Raw genomic sequence first — 17,540 nt, 5'->3', positions numbered from 1 at the left:
GCGTTTTTTATTGGCTATCGTCACGGTGGTAACCGTTACTTTTTGCCTGAATTACGCTGTAACTGATCACGCAGATTGGGTGGAGTGCCTTTAATAGTCAACGTATCTGTCGCGGCATCCCAAAAAATACGCTCACCCAGCAACAATGCATCAAAATTGATACTCAACCCACCCCCACTGCCAGCAAATTTGGTTAACTGGCGCAAAGTACCGCGATCTGCTGGGAAACTCTCTTCTAACGCATAACCCTGTTCAGCCGAGAATTGCTGAAAATCTTTCTCACCCAGCGTTGGTAGCTCTTGAGAAAGCGCCTGCAACGCAATCTCTTCACCGGCTTGTAACTGCTCATTACAATAGCTATAAACCTGCTGACGGTATGCCTGGCGCTCATTTTTGCCAAGTTCAGCATCCGCGCAGTAATCATCAACCGCCTGTAATAAGCCCCGATTTTGTGCTTTGGTGTCCAGCCCCTCTGCTGCAGAGAGGAAATCCATAAAGAAGTCGGACACTTTGCGCCCTACCCGCCCTTTCAAGAACGTAAGGTAACGCGTGGATTCTGGATTATTTTCCCATTCGGTTAAATCGATACGGGCGACAATATCAGCACGGTTAATATCGAGATAATGAGTGGTACTGAGATCAAGTTGCTCATTCACTCGCATACTATTACAACTGCTCAGTACCGAGATAAGCAGATACTCCACCGCCAGATAACGATATTGGCAAAACAGCACCACACCGCCTTCGGCAAACGGATATTTGGCTAACTCATCACGTAAACGCCCGGTGGCAGCACGGCTAAAACTGAGGAAGTCTTCATCACCCTTACGGCTTCGTTTCAGCGCTTCAGCCAGCTCGCTCTGCTCATTAAACAGCCCGTAAGCTTTGCTTTTGGCGCTGTAAACACGATGCAGTTCGGCCATCATTTCTTCAACTACAGCATTGGCAGGTAACAGAGAATCGCGCAACACCACATCAAGCGTTTGTTCATCACGCTTGATAAGCTGATGTAAGGCTATCTGGTCAATATCCAGACTCATGATAAATACTCCTTTTGGCTAGGGGCGTATTCAATCACTGATGCCTGAGAGCTGCAACCCTAAAGCATTCGCGCCCCTCAATTAATGGCTAATGATTCTTAATGCTATAAAATAGCGGAAAAGCGTGTCTCTATACGGTAAGATGTGGGACTTTGTCAGGTATTGAGCACACTTTTTATGGCACAATCATCCCGTTATAGCGACGAACAAGTCGAAAAACTGCTGTCAGAATTGGTCAGCGTAATGGAAAAAAACCATACTCCCACCAATCTTTCTTTGATGGTGTTGGGGAATATGGTAACAAATTTGATCAATACTAGCGTGGCCCCAGCGCAGCGCAAAGTATTGGCACGTTCTTTCGCTGAAGCTCTTCAAGCTTCGATAAGTGAAGATAAAGCTCATTAATTTATCGGCCAAGACTGCAATCTCAATATGGTGACAAATCGTCAGCGCTATCGTGAAAAAGTCTCCCAGATGATCAGCTGGGGGCACTGGTTCGCCCTGTTTAATATCCTGTTTAGCCTGGTGCTGGGTAGCCGCTATCTGTTTGTCTCCGATTGGCCCTCATCGCTGGTTGGCCGTATCTATGCCCTCGTCAGTTGGCTCGGGCACTTTAGTTTTATCGTTTTTGCTGCTTATTTGTTGGTGATCTTCCCACTCACCTTTGTGGTGATGTCGCAGCGACTACTCCGTTTCCTTTCCGCCGCCTTTGCCACTGCCGGCCTGACTCTGCTGTTGGTTGATACCGAAGTTTTCACCCGTTTCCATTTACACCTTAACTCGGTGGTATGGGAATTGGTGGTTAACCCAGACCAGACCGAGCTGGCGCGTGATTGGCAATTAATGTTTATTGCCGTGCCTGTCATTTTCCTGGTCGAGATGCTTTTCGGCACTTGGGCCTGGCAAAAACTACGCAGCCTTAACCGGCAACGCTTTGTTAAGCCGTTGGTGGCGGTGTTTATTTCTGCGTTCTTTGCCTCTCATCTGATTTATATTTGGGCCGATGCCAATTTTTATCGCCCAATCAGTATGCAACGCGCAAACCTGCCACTCTCTTACCCGATGACCGCCCGTAAGTTCCTTGAGAAACACGGCCTGCTCGATCAGCAGGAATATCAGCGTCGCTTGGTGGAACAAGGTAATCCAGATGCACTGGCGGTTGAATATCCACTCAACCCAATTACCTTCAGCGATAAAGGCAGTGGTTATAATTTGTTGCTTATTGTGGTTGATGGTATTCGTGCCAGTAGCCTGCAAAAAGACATGCCTACCCTGGCCGAATTTGGCCGTTCCAACATTCAGTTTGACAGCCACTACAGTTCAGGCAACCGTCAGGATACGGGCTTATTTGGCCTGTTTTATGGCATTTCGCCTACTTATTTAGACGGTATTCTCTCCGCGCGCGAACCCTCAGCGTTTGTTACAGCATTAAGCGCGCAGGGTTATCAGTTTGGTCTGTTCTCATCCGATGGTTTTGAGTCACCACTCTACCGCCAGGCACTGTTAGCTGATTTCACATTACCAACTCCCGCAGTGCAACCGGATAGCGAAACCACGGCACAGTGGCAGCAATGGCTGTCCACGCTCAACAATAATGCACCATGGTTCTCATACATTAACCTCAACGGGGCAGTTGAAGCACAAGACCCGGTAATCGGGCAGAAGGTTGCGTTACCGACTGACTTTATCCGTCACTACCAGGCAGGCGCAAAAGATGTAGATCAACAGATTGCGACTATTCTGGATACGCTGAAACAGCGCGGTCAGCTCGATAAAACCGTAGTTATTATTACTGCAGCCCATGGTGTTGAATTTAATGACAGCGGCAATGATACCTGGGGTGCAAGCAGCAGCTTTAATCGCCAACAACTGCAAGTGCCATTAGTGGTTCATTGGCCAGGCACGCCAGCGCAGGCCGTGAATAAACTGACCAACCATGAAGATATCATGACAACGCTAATGCAACGTTTGTTACACGTCAAAACAGCGCCTGAGGATTATTCGCAAGGGGAAGATTTATTCGCCGCACAGCGCAATAATAACTGGGTGGCAACCGGTGACAATGGCATGTTAGTTATTACTACGCCAACACAAACCGTTGTATTAGATAATAACGGTGAATACCGCACCTATGATGAGCAAGGCAATGAAATCAAAAATGAAAAGCCTCAGCTTCCATTACTGCTGCAAGTGTTGACGGATATAAAACGTTTTATTGCGAACTAGCTCTAAAAACAGGCATTGGTGCGCTCAAAAAACAAGCGAACGTTTTGCCAAGTCTTGCATTAATAACGGTAAAATGTAGTATAACCGTCATAGCATCGGCATGTAGCGCAGCTTGGTAGCGCACCGTCATGGGGTGTCGGGGGTCGGAGGTTCAAATCCTCTCATGCCGACCAAAATACCTTAAGAAAACCAATCCGTTAGGGTTGGTTTTTTTGTTTGTGGGATTTGACTGATGTGGCTATGGTGTAAAATAACCAGACGGCAAAAAGCCACGCGCACTACCTGCCAGAAGACAGGATAGTGCGACTCATACGTAGTTTTAATCGATAATGACTCGGCCATTAAGTGGCTGTACAGGGCGATTATTCGTATGATGAACCACAGAGCGGAATTGATTAATTTGTTCAGCAGAAGCGCTCGCAGGCTGCTCAAGCACCATCCAACTGACACCTTCAGAGCAAGGTGGTGTGGTTAGTGAGCCACTAAAGCGATAAAAATCAAACTTTTTGGGTAGCAATGCTTTGATATCAAGAGGCTTATTTAATATCGCCATTTGGTCAATCGCCGTTGGCATTTGCTGCCAAGCCTGTGCCAGTTGTGGATTTGCATCCCCCTGCTGGAACATGAGTGCGAGCACAGCCAGTGCCCCATCTTTATCTTTATAAACAAAATGAGCTTCTAACGGAAACTGTTTGCCATCAATCTCATTTTCACTTGGGGTATGGAAATGGAATTGCTGTAATGTGAAAGTATCGCCGTCCAGTTTCAGGGTATTGCCAGTGCTGACATTCACCTGAATCGTATGGCCGTTATTCACGATTTGCTGTTTACCTGGTTGGAAAGCCAACTCGAGTTGACTGTGATGGGTTTTCAATGCTCCGTGAATATTAACCGGCGACTGATTTTTACCTGTTTCGCACAGTGAGAAATCCGGTGAGAGCTTTCCCCAATGGGCAGGATCTTCCTGACCTTCATATCCCCAATGAGCATGTTCCGCCGCACAGACTGAAAAACTGGCGGCCAACAGCGCTGCAACTAATAACTGCCCTTTCATTTCTAATCCTTTTTACACAAAAAAACTGAATTAACCCTGACGAATATCCCATGCAAAGAATGATGTTATCGCTTAGGGTAAGAGAATAACCCAGCTTTTTTTAAGGATATGTCAGCCACATCCTACAGACAGGAGGAATAAGCTCTAATTAACTGAATTTAAATATATTTTTTAATCAACCAGAAATGTAACAAACTGCGTTTGTTCACCTGAAGTGATGGGTAAAATGGGGCGAGGGGAAATTAATGGAAAGGCCAAAATTATAATCAGCCTTTCCAACATTACGGGGTTATCGCGGGTTTAGAGCACTTCACCATTGCTGGCAATCACTTGCTTATACCAGTCAAAACTTAATTTGCGTGAACGCGCCATAGTACCAGTGCCATCATCATTTTTATCCACGTAGATAAAGCCATAACGTTTGCTATATTCACCCGTAGTGAATGATACACAATCAATACAGCCCCATGGGGTATAGCCCATTAAATCAACACCATCTTCAAATACCGCTTTTTTCATTTGCTCAATGTGGGCTTTGAGGTAAGCAATGCGGTAATCATCGTGGACCATACCGTCGGCAGCCACTTTGTCGATCGCGCCAAAACCATTTTCAACAATAAACAGCGGCTTTTGATAGCGCTCGTACAATACGCTCAGTGAATAACGTAAGCCGACAGGGTCAATCTGCCATCCCCAGTCTGACGCTTTAACGTGTGGATTTGGCACGCTGCCTTCAAAGCCAGAAAGTGAATTACCGCTGCCAGGGTTAGTAGCAGAAACGGCATTACTCATGTAATAACTCAGCCCCATATAATCAGCACAGCCATCACGCAGAGTATCAAGATCACCCTCTTCCATTTTGATGGTGAATCCGCGACGTTCCCACTCATTTAGAATATAGGAAGGATAGTAACCGCGCATATGGACGTCACCAAACAGATAACGCTCACGCATAGCTTCTACTGAATACATCATGTCATCAGGATGGCAGGAGAATGGATACAACGGCACCATCGCCACCATACAACCAATTTTGAACTCAGGATTAATGGCATGACCAAGCTTGACGACCTTAGCACTGGCAACAAACTGATGATGCAGCACTTGGTACAGCGTTTCCTCTGGATTTTCTTGCTCAGTAAACACTACGCCCGAACAGCAATAACCAAATAACGGATACTTCCAGTTGCGCTGATTATTGATCTCGTTAAAGGTCATCCAGTATTTAACTTTGCTTTTATAACGCGCCATCACCACTTCACTGAACTTCACGAAGAAATCGACCACCTGACGGTTTTTCCAACCACCGTATTCTTTCACCAGATGCCAGGGCATTTCGAAATGAGATAAAGTAATGACCGGTTCGATACCGTGTTTCAGTAACTCATCAAACATATCATCGTAAAATTGTAACCCGGCCTCATTGGGTTGCTGCTCATCGCCATTCGGGAAGATACGCGTCCAGGCAATAGAAGTACGGAAACATTTGAAGCCCATCTCAGCAAACAGCGCAATGTCTTGTTTGTAATGGCCATAAAAATCAACCGCTTCATGGTTAGGATAACGGTAGCCGTCCTGTACGCCATCAGTCATCACCCGGTCAATTCCATGCGCACCACCCGACAATACATCGGCGATACTCACACCCTTGCCGTCTTTATCCCAGCCGCCTTCAACCTGGTGTGCTGCAACTGCGCCGCCCCATAAGAAATCTTTCGGTAATTGTTTGTGGCTCATTATTTTCTCCCTTAATACTGTGGGCAACTGTAGGCCCTTGAAATGAAAATCAATGGCGGGATGGCCCACCTGAATATTTAAACGGTTAACCCCGATTCATTTGCGCCTGAGTAATCGGCGCGCCAGATGCTTTAGCGCTGTTTTGCTGTTGCACACTTTCAGGCTCATCAGTAAACCCAACCAACCAAGTGAAAAGTGCGCCCAACACGAACGCTACCGTGATCGACAGCAAGAAACCAAGGAACTGCGCCATATGGCCCTCTTTGAAAAAGACCGGTAATACCGCAATACCCGGTAAGCAGTAACTCCATGACACCGCATTAGATGCCCCTGCGATAGCACCGCCAATTCCGCCAGCAGCACAACTGCATAAGAACGGTTTTTTTAGGCGTAGTGCCACACCATAAATTGCCGGTTCGGTAATACCGAACAACGCGGTGATACCGGCCGACAGTGAAATACCCTTCATCTCACTATTGCGGGTTTTTAAGTAAACGCCAAACATGGTGCCCGCCATGGCAAAGACAGCGGAAGCTTGTAAGCCAGTAAAGGTGTCATAACCCAGCGTCGCATAGTTACCAACGGTAACAGGCGTGATCCCCCAATGCACACCCAGTGTGACCAGCGGCTGCCAGAAAGCGCCGACCATAAACCCAGCCACTGCCGGGCTAAGGTTATAAAGAGAGTTATAAACACCACCAATCGCACCGCCGATCAGATTACCCACCGGGCCGAACACCAATAACGTTAGTGGCACCATGATGGCAATACAGAACATTGGGGTGAATAGATTGCGCACCACCATTGGCAGGATCCGCTCAAAGAAGCGCTGCACGTAAGACATGGCCCATACCATCAAAATAATCGGAATAACCGAGGCGGTATAGCTCAGGTATTGCACGGGAATACCGAAGAAATCCAAGGTTGGCGATGATAAGGGAATACCAGCGATAGTGTTTAAAATATGGGCCACTTGCGGATTATTCAGTGCTTCTTGCATTAGCTGCTGAACGGCTGGATCGGCCGAATTCAGCGTAGTAATTTTATTGGCTGTCAGCATATTCATATAATCAGGACTGATCAGGGCACAAGCGGTAATGACTGCGGTGAAAGGATTAACATTAAATTTTTTGGCAGCGGTAAAGGCCACCAGCACGGGCAGGAAGGTAAAACCGGTCCAGGAAACAAAATTCAGAATACGGTAGGTGCCGCTCGCCGCATCCATCCAGCCAATGGCGGCAAGAAATGAAATAATCCCCTGTAAAATACCGCAGGCGGCTAACGGGTAAAGGAATGGGGCGAAGATGCTGGAGATAATATCCATCAAACGGCTAACAATACCGACCTTGGGTGCAGCAACCGGGGCACTTTCATCGACATTAATCAAGCTGATGACATGTTTATAAGCATCGCCGACATGATTACCGATCACCACTTGCATTTGCCCACCCGCTTCAATAACGGTGATGACCCCTTTAACACGATTTAAACGTTCTTTGTCGACAATTTTATTGTCTTTCAATATAAACCGTAAACGGGTCGCACAATGTGTGACATTAATCACATTATTATCACCGCCAATATATTGGATAATTTCCTGAGCGGTCAGTGCGTAATCTATTGCCATTATTAATCTCCTGTCGCGGGTACTGAGCGTAAGATAAACAGAGCGTTATTGGCTTATTATTAATATTCGTAGCCGGTTGAGATTGGATTCTAGCAAAAAGAAAAGCGAAGTCACGATATAACAAAAATCGTGAATTGGAATATGTTACACTCAAAAAACACAGTGTTTTATGGTGCTTTTTTATTAATTAATTGCGGGAGTTTTTTACCAATAGTTTCTATTATATATAATACTGGAATTTGAGTGGTAATATTATAATGCCCTTCCAATACAATAGGTGGCATATGATAGGAGATATTAAGGTCGGCCATTTTGGCCAGCGTTGAGTTATCACTGTTTGTCAGGCTGATTATTTTACAATTATGTAAACTGAACTGATTAGCAATACGGATAATCTCTTCGGTTTCACCCGAGACGGAAAATATGATAGCAATAGCATCCTGATACATATCGCTGTTGATAGGATAATAGGGATCGTCAATATAAGTACTAAACTTGCCAATATTCGAGAAGAAACGCGCGCTGTATTTCCCTAACGCCCCAGAGGTTCCTATACCCACAAAAATAATTCGGCGCGTGGCGGCTATTTGTGCCGCAGCCATATCCAATAAGTCATCAAACTCGCTATTATTAATACTTTTAAAATAGCTAATTATCTCACTGATACCAAAACTAACCGGTGGTTTTTCGTCATGCTCTACATATAATTTAAACCGCACCCGGAATTCAGAATAACCATCACAATTCATTTTTTTGCAGAATCGTAAAACCGTGGTAGTAGAAACACCCGCTGCATCAGCCAGTTCTCTGATGGTCATATACATCACTTTATCAGTGTTTTTTATGATGTAATTATAAACGATCAATTCCAGTTCGTTCAGCGCTGATATTTCTTTATATGTAAACATACTGATACCTAGATTCCCGTGATTCGCCTGTAATCAAGTCACTTATGCAACGCAATGGCCCAAGATAGCGAATTTAACATGAAATGGGGTCGCTAACGAGCCAGTTGTGGCTGAGAACTGAACTCATAGCTGTTACTCAGTAGAGTCAATATGAATAGGCCGGGCTATTAAGCCCGGCTTGATAACAGTAATGATTACTCATCTAATCTCGCGCTATAAGGCAATTCGATGAACTCAATGTAGCGCGGATCATCATCTTCAACTGCTACAATATTGGGCCATTCTTTTTTATCTTGCGGGCATGAAAACTCAGCCACAACAATCCCATCAACTATGTTTACATGTTTCATATTGAATACCCCGCAGCATAAAAATAACAACTGAAAGTACTGGTGCTACTGCTAACCGCAAGTGTAACTGTGATAGGTGTGATAATAGGGACTTCACTGAAGTTTGATGTGTGGCTTTCTGTTGCATTCATATAATTAGCAATGCGTTGATTACCGATCGCGCCAGCTCCGCTTATGTCTGCTGAAATTGGCCCCGCAGTAGTTGATGACATTGTAATCGAGCCAGACACGCTGATTGCATTTCTTGGGATTACCCCACCCACACTGATCGGAGAGCTTGCAACATTTGATGTAGTACCGTACATGGCTGTGTATTGAATTGAGACATGCCGCCCCTGAACTATTACAGGATTAAAGCGCGATGATGCATCGGTGGGTACAACAGCCAGCAATGCTGATGCAACGTATCCGGCCGGCATTGTTACACCGCAAATTTCTGGCGCGGTCACTGATGTCGCGTTAACAGCAAACAAGGCTGACACTTGAGTTGTCGGGTTGTAAATCGCATATAAAGCAACGAACCCACTGACAGGCGCGGTGCCTGTATTCATCCCGCCAGCGCCAGTAGTAGCCAGGTTAATTGTATTGCTAAACCCGCTCAGTTTGTATTGCAACCCTCCCAAGGCGGATTGAACAATTAATTCATCTGCCGTGAAAGTGGCCGTTGACGATGCGGCTGTAACACTCATTTTTGCATTGCGTGATGTGCCAACAACGCCCGTTAATTGGGGCAGATGGGCTGCATCGCCCAAACCAAGGTTTAAGAGAGTACTTGCAACGGCTGCCGCCCCCGCATTTTTAATTTCCACAAGGTTATTGGCTGTTTTTAAAAATCCACCATCAGTAATTAATTTAGAGACAGCAGTCGCCACCTGATCAAACTTCTCACTGTCAGCATCAATATTCGCGGCAGAAAGAACACTCATTAATTCCCGCTGTAAGGTGTTAAACCATTCAGCCGGTAATATCGTTGGGGGAACGCCGCCGGCGACATTGCCGTCGGTAAATTCGCCATTATTGTCGGCGCGTGAATTAGGAATATCTCCAATTTTTTGCATAGTAATACCTCACCAATTAAGGCGTTTTAAATTAATAGAAATTGATTAGTTAGCTAACGTAGCCAAACTTCAGAATGCTATGAGACGGATTTAACACCGCAAACCGGCATTCAAGTTGTTTATTTCCCCATGACCGCAGCGGATCATTGCAATAAGTGAGGCCACATTGAGCATAATGAAGCGTGGTTTCGGGTGCAGTAATCAACCACGTGAATGGCCACTCGTCACCGTTCAATGCATCACGACATACCGACATACCTGCGCATGCTTGTCGGTATTGGGTGATAGCAATGGAGTAACCCAATGCCTTGGCCACACGGATAAAATAGGCCGCAGACTGGCCGCCGATGCCAAACAATTTCGACACCACTGCCCGCTGGCGCTGGATCATGCTGTCTACTTCACCAATGGCACATAGATCCGGTAGCCCCACAGTGGCTTCCCACTCAGGTAACATAGCCGTCGCCGTTGCCGGGAATGCCGCAGACAGCAAATCTTGCGCATCTTCATCGCTACGCTGATACGCATTCGCCAGCGCCCGCAAGACATCAGTCTGCACACCATCCGGTCGCCGTGGCCAGACTAATCCCATCGGCATTAATGCTTGCAAAGCGGTGGTATATTCACTGACAGAGTAGCGACTCATAGGTAGCTCACCGTACCCCTAATGGGGAGTTTGCCAGTTTGTAACTCAATATTGGCCGCCGGAGATTGCATAATAAAGCCCCCGGTTCCCGGGATCTCACCAATTGCCAGTAATAGTGATGACCACAAGATTTTGCCACCGGGTTCACCTTCGCTGAAAAACACCTCATCGATAGCGGCATTGATGGCGGTCGTGGTAGCACTGTCGGCATGCGATATCCCACTAATAATAAAATCAATGGGTTGTGCAACTGGCGCACAAACATAGACCAGCGCGATGATCGGTTGCTGTGGATAAATATTATCTGCCACCCGCTGTTGATCACCAGTGGCTTTTACCGCACCCCATGATTCCAGAGATGAAATACCGTCGCTACCTTGCGGAAAACCGTCGTGGTCGTTGTCATCGCACATAATATAAACCCCGACAGTCCCTGCCCCCATCAGCCGCCGTTTTACCCAACAACGGGTCACTCCCGGTACCCTTAATGCCCAAGATTGATAGTCGGTATCATTACCACCTTGCGGGATATTCTGGTAAGCCAATAGCATACGGGAACGAAATGCATCCTCAGATTCAATATCCGCACCGCCGGAAATTTTACTCAGTGCCGTGGCGGTGGCCTGAACACCATCAATAGCAATATCTAGCGTCAGCAGGGTGCCAGCCGCACTGTTACCCCGGCTACCGCCGCCAGTCGCATCCTCTAATGGACGGGGTAAAATGGCAGTAATAGCTCCCAGGACGTGGCCATCTGGAGAAATCTTCACTTCATTATCAAGCCGATACTGATAGCCGTCGGCCCGATTAAGCAAGCGGCCAGCAGGAATAGTTCGTCCGGCTATCCCACTAAAGCGAACGTCAGTCGCAGTAGCCGGATTTGCTGCTTTACGAAACACGTCTTTCAGTGCCGCCCAAGCCGCAAGGTACTCGTCGGTGGCATGGTATGGCGTGGCTTGCTGGGCGATATAATCCAGATAGCCATAGTGCAGGTGTGCCATCCCCGCATCTGCGTCACTGATAACGCCAATATTGGAGAAACGCAGTAAGTTGCCGCCGGTTTTCAGTTCCGATTGAATATAAGACTGATTGCGTTGTCGCAATTCACTTAACGTGGGTCGATTAAATGGCATGAATTACTCCTCCCATACCCATGAAAATTTCACTGAAGATTGGGCTTTACCCGGTTGTTGGTAAGCAATAATCAACAGCAATGTATTGGGGTAAATTATTTGTGCCCGGGTGTTTATGGCCGCCACAACACTATCCTCGGTCAGCCACGCCAATGCTTCTGCCGCGTAGTCCTCGGCTTTGATCGCAACCTGAGTGGTAAGTTTTTCCCGCCGCAATAACCACAACCGCGAACCAATAGCTGATAGCGCCCCGCTGTCCCCCCACCAGCCGCGGCGATCATCGCCATCAATAGCATCATCAATTCGCGCCAGACGGTCAGTAAACAAACTCAGTAAAATAGCGGTATGCAAATCATCGCCATCCAGCACTCCCCCGCGACCTGTCTGCCAATCCCCCAATGAGGCATCGACATCCCAAACCGTTTTAATATCTGTTGTCATTGCACCACCTTAGCGGGCGTCTCACTGGTAAGGGTCGCGCTGCCCGACTGTACATTTTTGAGTTGATGGTTGTGGCTGTTATAGGCGTCACGTAAGGTTTTCAGCGTGATGTTATTGCTGTCTGCGTTATCAACAATATCGCCGCTAACCTCGAGTAACGGCGTATTCAGCCTTACTTTTACCGATGCGTTTACCGTCACCGCGGTAGCATTATTGATTGTCACCGGCTGATTGTTAGCCTCAATGATTACCCCACTTTCCGTCAGTTTGATAAATTGCCCCCACTGGGAATAAATCACCGTTTCTCCGGCTGTTAGTCCTGAATGGCGATAAGCCGGATGGTTGGAGGCGATGATCAGGCCGTTGGATCGGTCCCCGCCCAGAAAACCGATAACCACGTCACTGCCAGCGGGCAATCCCGATGAAAAACCAAACTCAGCCAGCCTGGGGGTATCAGAGTGGACTTCCAGTTGGGTTTGATACTGCACAGTTTGTATCCCGTCACTGTCGTCAACGGCACTCACTCGCCCGAGTCCCAACAGCATTTTTATCTGCCGGTACAGGGTCGAAATTTGCCCGGTTAGGTCATTCATAGTTAGCCCCTATATCACTTAATGTTGTAAGGCTGGAATGTGAAGGCAGCAGGTGGCATCAGGGTCATTTTGCTCGTCGTCCCTTTCTCATCTTTGGCATAAACCACTTCCGAGAGTAGCCACAGCTCATCATTAAGCCCAAATGCTGGAATAGTAATGGGAATCAATGTATTAACTTCCCATAGCCGGCCATCGCGATCGCGCCAACTGTCAACTTGCACTGTCAAGACGTTGGCGCGACCAGAGCGGCGGTTCATTTCCCATTCGATGCAATCTTTCAGCAAATGTGGCGAGTTCACGGTACTTTCGACGATAATGACCCGGTTACGATGGCGGGCCGGAAATTGTTCGGCCAATAGTGTGTCTCGCGTGGTAGCTCGCACCGAGGTGTTATCCCCACCCGAGGCAGAATGCCTGGCTGCGGCATTGGAAGAGAGCACCACGCCGGTGTAATCAACAAAGCGTTGATTGATATCGGTATGAAGATTGGCACTAAGAATATTGATGCCCTGTGCCACACCACTTGCAGCTTTATGCATTCCAGCGCGGGTCAGATATAAGTTGCCATCCGGCTGGTCGTAATAGAGCAATGCAGCGGAACGCGTGACATGATCAATAACCGCTTGCGCCGTTTCCCCCCAATTCAGGGTGAATTTCGGCACAATGGTCATATCAGTAATATCAGAGGTCACTTTGATGCCGTAAGGTTCGGACAGCTTTTGCGCAATCTGCAACACCGTGGACTGGCTAATTACGCTGTTTGTCCACTCAGCGGAGCAATCCACCAGATCCTGGCACTTACCACGCCCCGAGGCACTGACTTGGTGCGTTGTGGCCGCAATGGCGCAATCCCAACTGTCAATATAGCCGTTTAACACGGCATCATTACCCAACTTAACCACGCAAGGAGCACCAGGGTTAATCCACTGCTGCCCTCCACTGGCGGGATAACGATCCATCAGCGATAACTCAAAGCTACTGGGTAATTTTTCAATGCTCCGCGTGACCTGAACTTTGCTCCAACCGGTGATCGCTCTGCCACCTACCTCCAGTGTTAAGTCATCACTTGGCATTTTATTATTCATAGATTCAATGCCCTAAATCGAATTGGCATAAATGCCGGATGAATCGGATTCGCCATTTTCACTAGTGCATCACCACGTAGCGCATCCTGATATAACCGATTCGCCAGCATCAGCGCGGGTAGTGAGCGGTTAAAACTAACCTCGTTGATGCGAGATAAATTCGCCCCGGACTGTTGCAATAGCGCCACGATAGATTCGCGCATTTGCATCAGCGCACGGTAGGTTTCATCATTGCCGCGATCGGCGGCGGCCAGTGCTGAGCTATCAATCACCTTACTGACCCTGCCAAGTACAGCGACAGCATCGTCATAACTTTCCGATTGATACTGCGCCGCCGCGATGGCCATCCCTCCGGCGCATAAAGTCATCATTAAATGATGGCTGGCGTCAGCAATTGCGATATCACTGCTATTGGCTCGGAAGGCGTCGTCGTGAGCCGCTGTCAGGCTTTCCATCATGCGGATAACATCCAGTGTGCTAAAACCACCATTTAGCAGCGTGTTAACCAGAGTGAGTAACTTGTCGGCATGCCCCTCAACACTGTTAGTCGCAAGTAACTCATTCACGGCAGCACTGATTGCCGCTCGCCCTTCGACGATAAACGCCAGCCGTTGCGCCACTAACATGGGTAAGTTGGTGGTATCACTTTGCTGGTTCACAGCTTCCGTCACGCCCGAACTGCTGCCACCGACAGTACCGTGGTTAAAGCGGCCATAACGGTTTCGGCCAAAGGTTGAGCGCAGTGCGTTACCCAGATTACTGGCCTCATTGGCAGTATTCGTTACCATTCGGCTCCAAAATTCCGCCGTACTTTTCAAGGTTTTTATTACCTGAGTGGCCGAGCGCATCTCTCCTTTTACCGTTGAGATAAAACCAGCGACTGCTTTGGCGCTCAATCCCAGCCAAGAGGAGTGCGCAGACGCGCTCATTTCAGCCATACCGGTGATGGCAAAGGCACGTAAGCCGGATTCGATAACGGTTAAGCTGAACGCGAATACCCGCTCGCTGCCAACACCTTCATCAATTTTCAGCCCCGTGTCAGCGATGCTGACAGTCATCTCACCCAAGGTTGGGTGGACCAATGTCCCTGGCCCGGCCATTTCACAAGCTGCGATCAATGAATCGCGCTGAGTCATTACATCAGGTGCGGCGTAGATCTGGCTGTTTTGTACCAAAAATCCAGTTAAAACAATGTTCCGCGTACTGCGCCCCAAATCCTCGATATAGCTGGTATCGCGATAAGGGTAAGTGTGCACTGCCTGACGACGACCAAAACTGCCCTTGCTATTCAGGACCACGAAGGGCACTCCCCGAAAGGAGGCTTGATGGAGGTGTTCCGACCATTGCCAACTGTCGTCACTTCCTCCCAAGAGCGCTGATAGTGCGTTATTGATAAGTGACATTTCGTTCTCCTGTCCAGTAGTAGACGTTAGGAAATAAAAAACCCGCCGGAGCGGGTTATATCGATATGCTGATTGGTTAATTTTTACGGATATTAATAGGGAATTACATCTGCATGGCGTGAGCTATTCTGCTGCCTCCCTGAGTTGGGATCACTAAGCTTTCACCGCTTCGACTGTCGATTAACGTCAATTCAATCTGCACCCGATTGTTCTGCATCGCGGTAGCGATAACATCAGCAATAGCATTAACGTTAAAGCCCCCCACTGAGTCAGTATAAAAAGGTGATTCAGCTGTAGGGATGCTGCCTATATTATTATCTGGTACAAGAGAAGATGAGGGGCTAAGGGAATAGGGATCTTCAGCACCGAATTCAGTTATGCGATTGTTGCTCCAGGTGTTTTGTGTTTGAGTTTCAACTTCAACCCCGGATCCCAGATTAAAAGGATCGGTTAATGGAGTGGACTCAATTTTAATTGGCCGGCGTCCGTAAATATCACCCGCATTTTCAGTCTGATAATTTATTTTCTCTGCATCATTGGGCTTAATATGATCCTGATATTTCTTACGAAATCCATCAGTCATAAGACCGCTATTAAGCATGGTTATTTCATACCAATTAAGTTGTTTTTTAAAATCTGTATTATTATATGCCCATCGCATTTTCGCCGAATCATTACCACTGATTACCCCTAAAGTACGCATTATGGCAAAATTATCTGGACCATAAGTCAGCGTGTCAGTTAAACCACCAATGCCATCAGCCACTGAGCCATCAGAGACAAGAATTTCGTATCCGATGTTAGATAGCTTATCTTTCAGACCATCCCAAGCAGCACTTAACTCATCGGTGTTCTGGTCTAACTCTGTCAATTGTATATTAAGCTCAGGATCAATAGTTAGGCCAAATAGAGTAGATTTAGCCAGCAAATCTTTTAGTTGCGCCCCCTCTCGCAGCAACTCAATAGTATTACCGTCTATTTTCAGAGCATTCGTCAGTTTACTTTGTACTTGGGGTGCCATTTGTGGAAAATCCTCGGCAATTTTAGCTATTGTTGCTGTAGCATCAACCGTGCCATTTTCATTACTGATAATGTCAAACCCATACTCATGTAGCTGCGCCAGCCCCTGAACATTATGGCCCCATAGCATATTATTCAAATTGCTGTAGAGCTGCTCAGTTGATTTTATCGCAGCCATTTGTTCAACACCTCGAATACGCATAGCGCCACTTATTTGACTAAATTGATCAATAGGTGCATTAACGTTCCTCGCCGCTGTATTTATTTTACGGGCCTCATCAGCACCGTTATTAAGCCATTCCACTCCCGCAGTTCCAACAGCAATAATTGTGTTTCCACCACCAGCTAATTTATAGTTACTGAATATTTGAGGCGATATTTTAGATAATGGAGAAACCGTATTCATATTATATTTATTAGCCATTTTTGCCAGCCTTAATTTTATTAATCCGCCCGGCCTGCTGGCACCACCACATTAAGCTACTGTAGGTCAGGGACCAGGCATCGCCCGGCCCCCAGCTATAATAGTAAGTGACGTCAGCGATTATTTCGCGCCATCGCCCCCTGTTGGGGAGTAGGCTAAAAAACCCATCATATAAACCTCACAGGCTTTATAGTCGGTAAAAGCCATTTTCTTGATAGCCTCACGCGGCACCCCTGAGACCAAGGCAATCAGCAATCCCATACCGCTGAGCGAACCTGACTTGGTTTGCTCATCGTAGAATTGCTGTACTTGCAACAGTGTCGGTTCACTAAGCTCGACCACCTCGTAGGTGGTCTTGGTTGCGTCGTGTTGAATGGCTTTCACCAGTGAAATAGTTTTACTGCGCTCCAGTACAGTCATATCAATTCTCCGTCACCGAACCGCCTTCCCAGCTCACATCAACCGTGCCTTCAGTGCTGTCAACCACCAACGTGCTCACCGACCACATGCCGCTACCAATAATGGTTTTGCCGTTCGCCAATTCGCAGACAATATTGACATTGGTCTGGTCGTTAAAATCACTGATAGAGACCCCGCCGCTGTCACGGATAGTGCAGGAAATGGACGGTGCCACCACGGTTTCTTTATAGCCATGTACCCCATCCATGCCCATGACAGTTTCACGTTTTACCTTTGAAGGGCTGTATTTGAACTGACCGGCCACCATAATAGTAATGCCATCAACGGTGACATAAGCCGTACCTGCCAGGCGGTTTGAAGTATCGCTCATAATTT

Annotated in this window: 16 protein-coding genes, 1 tRNA gene and 2 pseudogenes; 3 read left to right on the top strand and 16 right to left on the bottom strand. The window is 47.2% G+C overall.

Annotated features, from left to right (window positions below):
• Positions 1-35: 35 nt before the first annotated feature.
• Entirely contained in the window at positions 36-1,040 is a 1,005-nt protein-coding gene (locus tag A6J66_002450; protein PNM23146.1) for a nucleoid-associated protein YejK, read from the bottom strand.
• 177 nt (positions 1,041-1,217) lie between these two features.
• On the opposite strand from A6J66_002450, the gene A6J66_002445 reads away from it, so the two are divergent.
• The 3 genes from A6J66_002445 (at position 1,218) to A6J66_002435 (ending at position 3,439) form a co-directional block, all read left to right on the top strand.
• Positions 1,218-1,445: a hypothetical protein gene (locus A6J66_002445; GenBank protein PNM23145.1), complete on the top strand. Its 228-nt coding sequence runs from the start codon at positions 1,218-1,220 to the stop codon at positions 1,443-1,445.
• A 27-nt stretch (positions 1,446-1,472) separates the two neighbouring features.
• Positions 1,473-3,266, top strand: coding sequence for a DUF3413 domain-containing protein (locus A6J66_002440; protein PNM23144.1), 1,794 nt, complete (start codon positions 1,473-1,475; stop codon positions 3,264-3,266).
• A 96-nt stretch (positions 3,267-3,362) separates the two neighbouring features.
• Positions 3,363-3,439: transfer RNA gene (locus A6J66_002435), tRNA-Pro, on the top strand.
• A 146-nt stretch (positions 3,440-3,585) separates the two neighbouring features.
• On the opposite strand, the gene A6J66_002430 is transcribed toward A6J66_002435, so the two are convergent.
• The 15 genes and pseudogenes from A6J66_002430 to A6J66_002360 all read right to left on the bottom strand — a co-directional run bounded on the left by A6J66_002430 (position 3,586) and on the right by A6J66_002360 (position 17,535).
• A complete protein-coding gene (locus tag A6J66_002430) occupies positions 3,586-4,320 on the bottom strand; it encodes a carbonic anhydrase (GenBank protein PNM23143.1) in 735 nt (244 codons plus the stop codon).
• Between the two features lie 300 nt (positions 4,321-4,620).
• Positions 4,621-6,057, bottom strand: coding sequence for a 6-phospho-beta-glucosidase (locus A6J66_002425; protein ID PNM23142.1), 1,437 nt, complete (start codon positions 6,055-6,057; stop codon positions 4,621-4,623).
• A gap of 85 nt (positions 6,058-6,142) precedes the next feature.
• The gene (locus A6J66_002420; GenBank protein ID PNM23141.1) at positions 6,143-7,684 is read right to left on the bottom strand and encodes a PTS beta-glucoside transporter subunit EIIBCA; all 1,542 of its coding nucleotides are present in this window, start codon (positions 7,682-7,684) and stop codon (positions 6,143-6,145) included.
• 167 nt (positions 7,685-7,851) lie between these two features.
• Positions 7,852-8,592, bottom strand: a complete 741-nt coding sequence (locus A6J66_002415; protein ID PNM23140.1) for a MurR/RpiR family transcriptional regulator — start codon at positions 8,590-8,592, stop codon at positions 7,852-7,854.
• A gap of 730 nt (positions 8,593-9,322) precedes the next feature.
• A pseudogene (locus A6J66_002410) lies at positions 9,323-9,670 on the bottom strand (phage tail protein).
• Between the two features lie 108 nt (positions 9,671-9,778).
• A pseudogene (locus A6J66_002405) lies at positions 9,779-10,000 on the bottom strand (hypothetical protein).
• A 49-nt stretch (positions 10,001-10,049) separates the two neighbouring features.
• A complete protein-coding gene (locus tag A6J66_002400; GenBank protein PNM23139.1) occupies positions 10,050-10,646 on the bottom strand; it encodes a DUF2313 domain-containing protein in 597 nt (198 codons plus the stop codon).
• The gene (locus A6J66_002395) at positions 10,643-11,779 is read right to left on the bottom strand and encodes a phage baseplate protein (protein PNM23138.1); all 1,137 of its coding nucleotides are present in this window, start codon (positions 11,777-11,779) and stop codon (positions 10,643-10,645) included. Before A6J66_002395 ends, A6J66_002400 begins: the two co-directional genes overlap by 4 nt.
• Before the next feature lie 3 nt (positions 11,780-11,782).
• Entirely contained in the window at positions 11,783-12,220 is a 438-nt protein-coding gene (locus A6J66_002390; protein PNM23137.1) for a hypothetical protein, read from the bottom strand.
• On the bottom strand, positions 12,217-12,813 hold the full coding sequence (locus tag A6J66_002385) for a baseplate assembly protein (protein PNM23136.1): 597 nt from the start codon (positions 12,811-12,813) through the stop codon (positions 12,217-12,219). The genes A6J66_002390 and A6J66_002385 overlap by 4 nt, the downstream gene beginning before the upstream one ends.
• Before the next feature lie 14 nt (positions 12,814-12,827).
• Positions 12,828-13,898 carry a phage tail protein gene (locus A6J66_002380; protein ID PNM23135.1) on the bottom strand — a complete coding sequence of 357 codons (1,071 nt, stop codon included), beginning with the start codon at positions 13,896-13,898 and terminating at the stop codon, positions 12,828-12,830.
• A complete protein-coding gene (locus A6J66_002375) occupies positions 13,895-15,301 on the bottom strand; it encodes a hypothetical protein (protein ID PNM23134.1) in 1,407 nt (468 codons plus the stop codon). Before A6J66_002375 ends, A6J66_002380 begins: the two co-directional genes overlap by 4 nt.
• Positions 15,302-15,404: 103 nt before the next feature.
• Positions 15,405-16,745 (bottom strand): chemotaxis protein, encoded by a 1,341-nt coding sequence (locus A6J66_002370; GenBank protein ID PNM23133.1) that lies wholly within the window; start codon positions 16,743-16,745, stop codon positions 15,405-15,407.
• 120 nt (positions 16,746-16,865) lie between these two features.
• Positions 16,866-17,165: a phage tail assembly protein gene (locus tag A6J66_002365; protein PNM23132.1), complete on the bottom strand. Its 300-nt coding sequence runs from the start codon at positions 17,163-17,165 to the stop codon at positions 16,866-16,868.
• A 1-nt stretch (position 17,166) separates the two neighbouring features.
• The gene (locus A6J66_002360; GenBank protein ID PNM23131.1) at positions 17,167-17,535 is read right to left on the bottom strand and encodes a phage tail protein; all 369 of its coding nucleotides are present in this window, start codon (positions 17,533-17,535) and stop codon (positions 17,167-17,169) included.
• Positions 17,536-17,540 lie beyond the last annotated feature (5 nt).

The sequence above is a fragment of the Yersinia enterocolitica genome (genome assembly GCA_002082245.2).
GTDB lineage: Bacteria > Pseudomonadota > Gammaproteobacteria > Enterobacterales > Enterobacteriaceae > Yersinia > Yersinia enterocolitica_E.
The sequence above is the reverse complement of the archived record's forward strand: the minus strand, read 5'-3'. Positions and strand labels throughout refer to the sequence as shown.

Coding starts and splice junctions, on each gene's coding strand:
- A6J66_002450 (PNM23146.1), bottom strand. CDS start 1,040: ATGAGTCTGGATATTGACCAGATAGCCTTACATCAGCTTATCAAGCGT.
- A6J66_002445 (PNM23145.1), top strand. CDS start 1,218: ATGGCACAATCATCCCGTTATAGCGACGAACAAGTCGAAAAACTGCTG.
- A6J66_002440 (PNM23144.1), top strand. CDS start 1,473: ATGGTGACAAATCGTCAGCGCTATCGTGAAAAAGTCTCCCAGATGATC.
- A6J66_002430 (PNM23143.1), bottom strand. CDS start 4,320: ATGAAAGGGCAGTTATTAGTTGCAGCGCTGTTGGCCGCCAGTTTTTCA.
- A6J66_002425 (PNM23142.1), bottom strand. CDS start 6,057: ATGAGCCACAAACAATTACCGAAAGATTTCTTATGGGGCGGCGCAGTT.
- A6J66_002420 (PNM23141.1), bottom strand. CDS start 7,684: ATGGCAATAGATTACGCACTGACCGCTCAGGAAATTATCCAATATATT.
- A6J66_002415 (PNM23140.1), bottom strand. CDS start 8,592: ATGTTTACATATAAAGAAATATCAGCGCTGAACGAACTGGAATTGATC.
- A6J66_002400 (PNM23139.1), bottom strand. CDS start 10,646: ATGAGTCGCTACTCTGTCAGTGAATATACCACCGCTTTGCAAGCATTA.
- A6J66_002395 (PNM23138.1), bottom strand. CDS start 11,779: ATGCCATTTAATCGACCCACGTTAAGTGAATTGCGACAACGCAATCAG.
- A6J66_002390 (PNM23137.1), bottom strand. CDS start 12,220: ATGACAACAGATATTAAAACGGTTTGGGATGTCGATGCCTCATTGGGG.
- A6J66_002385 (PNM23136.1), bottom strand. CDS start 12,813: ATGAATGACCTAACCGGGCAAATTTCGACCCTGTACCGGCAGATAAAA.
- A6J66_002380 (PNM23135.1), bottom strand. CDS start 13,898: ATGAATAATAAAATGCCAAGTGATGACTTAACACTGGAGGTAGGTGGC.
- A6J66_002375 (PNM23134.1), bottom strand. CDS start 15,301: ATGTCACTTATCAATAACGCACTATCAGCGCTCTTGGGAGGAAGTGAC.
- A6J66_002370 (PNM23133.1), bottom strand. CDS start 16,745: ATGGCTAATAAATATAATATGAATACGGTTTCTCCATTATCTAAAATA.
- A6J66_002365 (PNM23132.1), bottom strand. CDS start 17,165: ATGACTGTACTGGAGCGCAGTAAAACTATTTCACTGGTGAAAGCCATT.
- A6J66_002360 (PNM23131.1), bottom strand. CDS start 17,535: ATGAGCGATACTTCAAACCGCCTGGCAGGTACGGCTTATGTCACCGTT.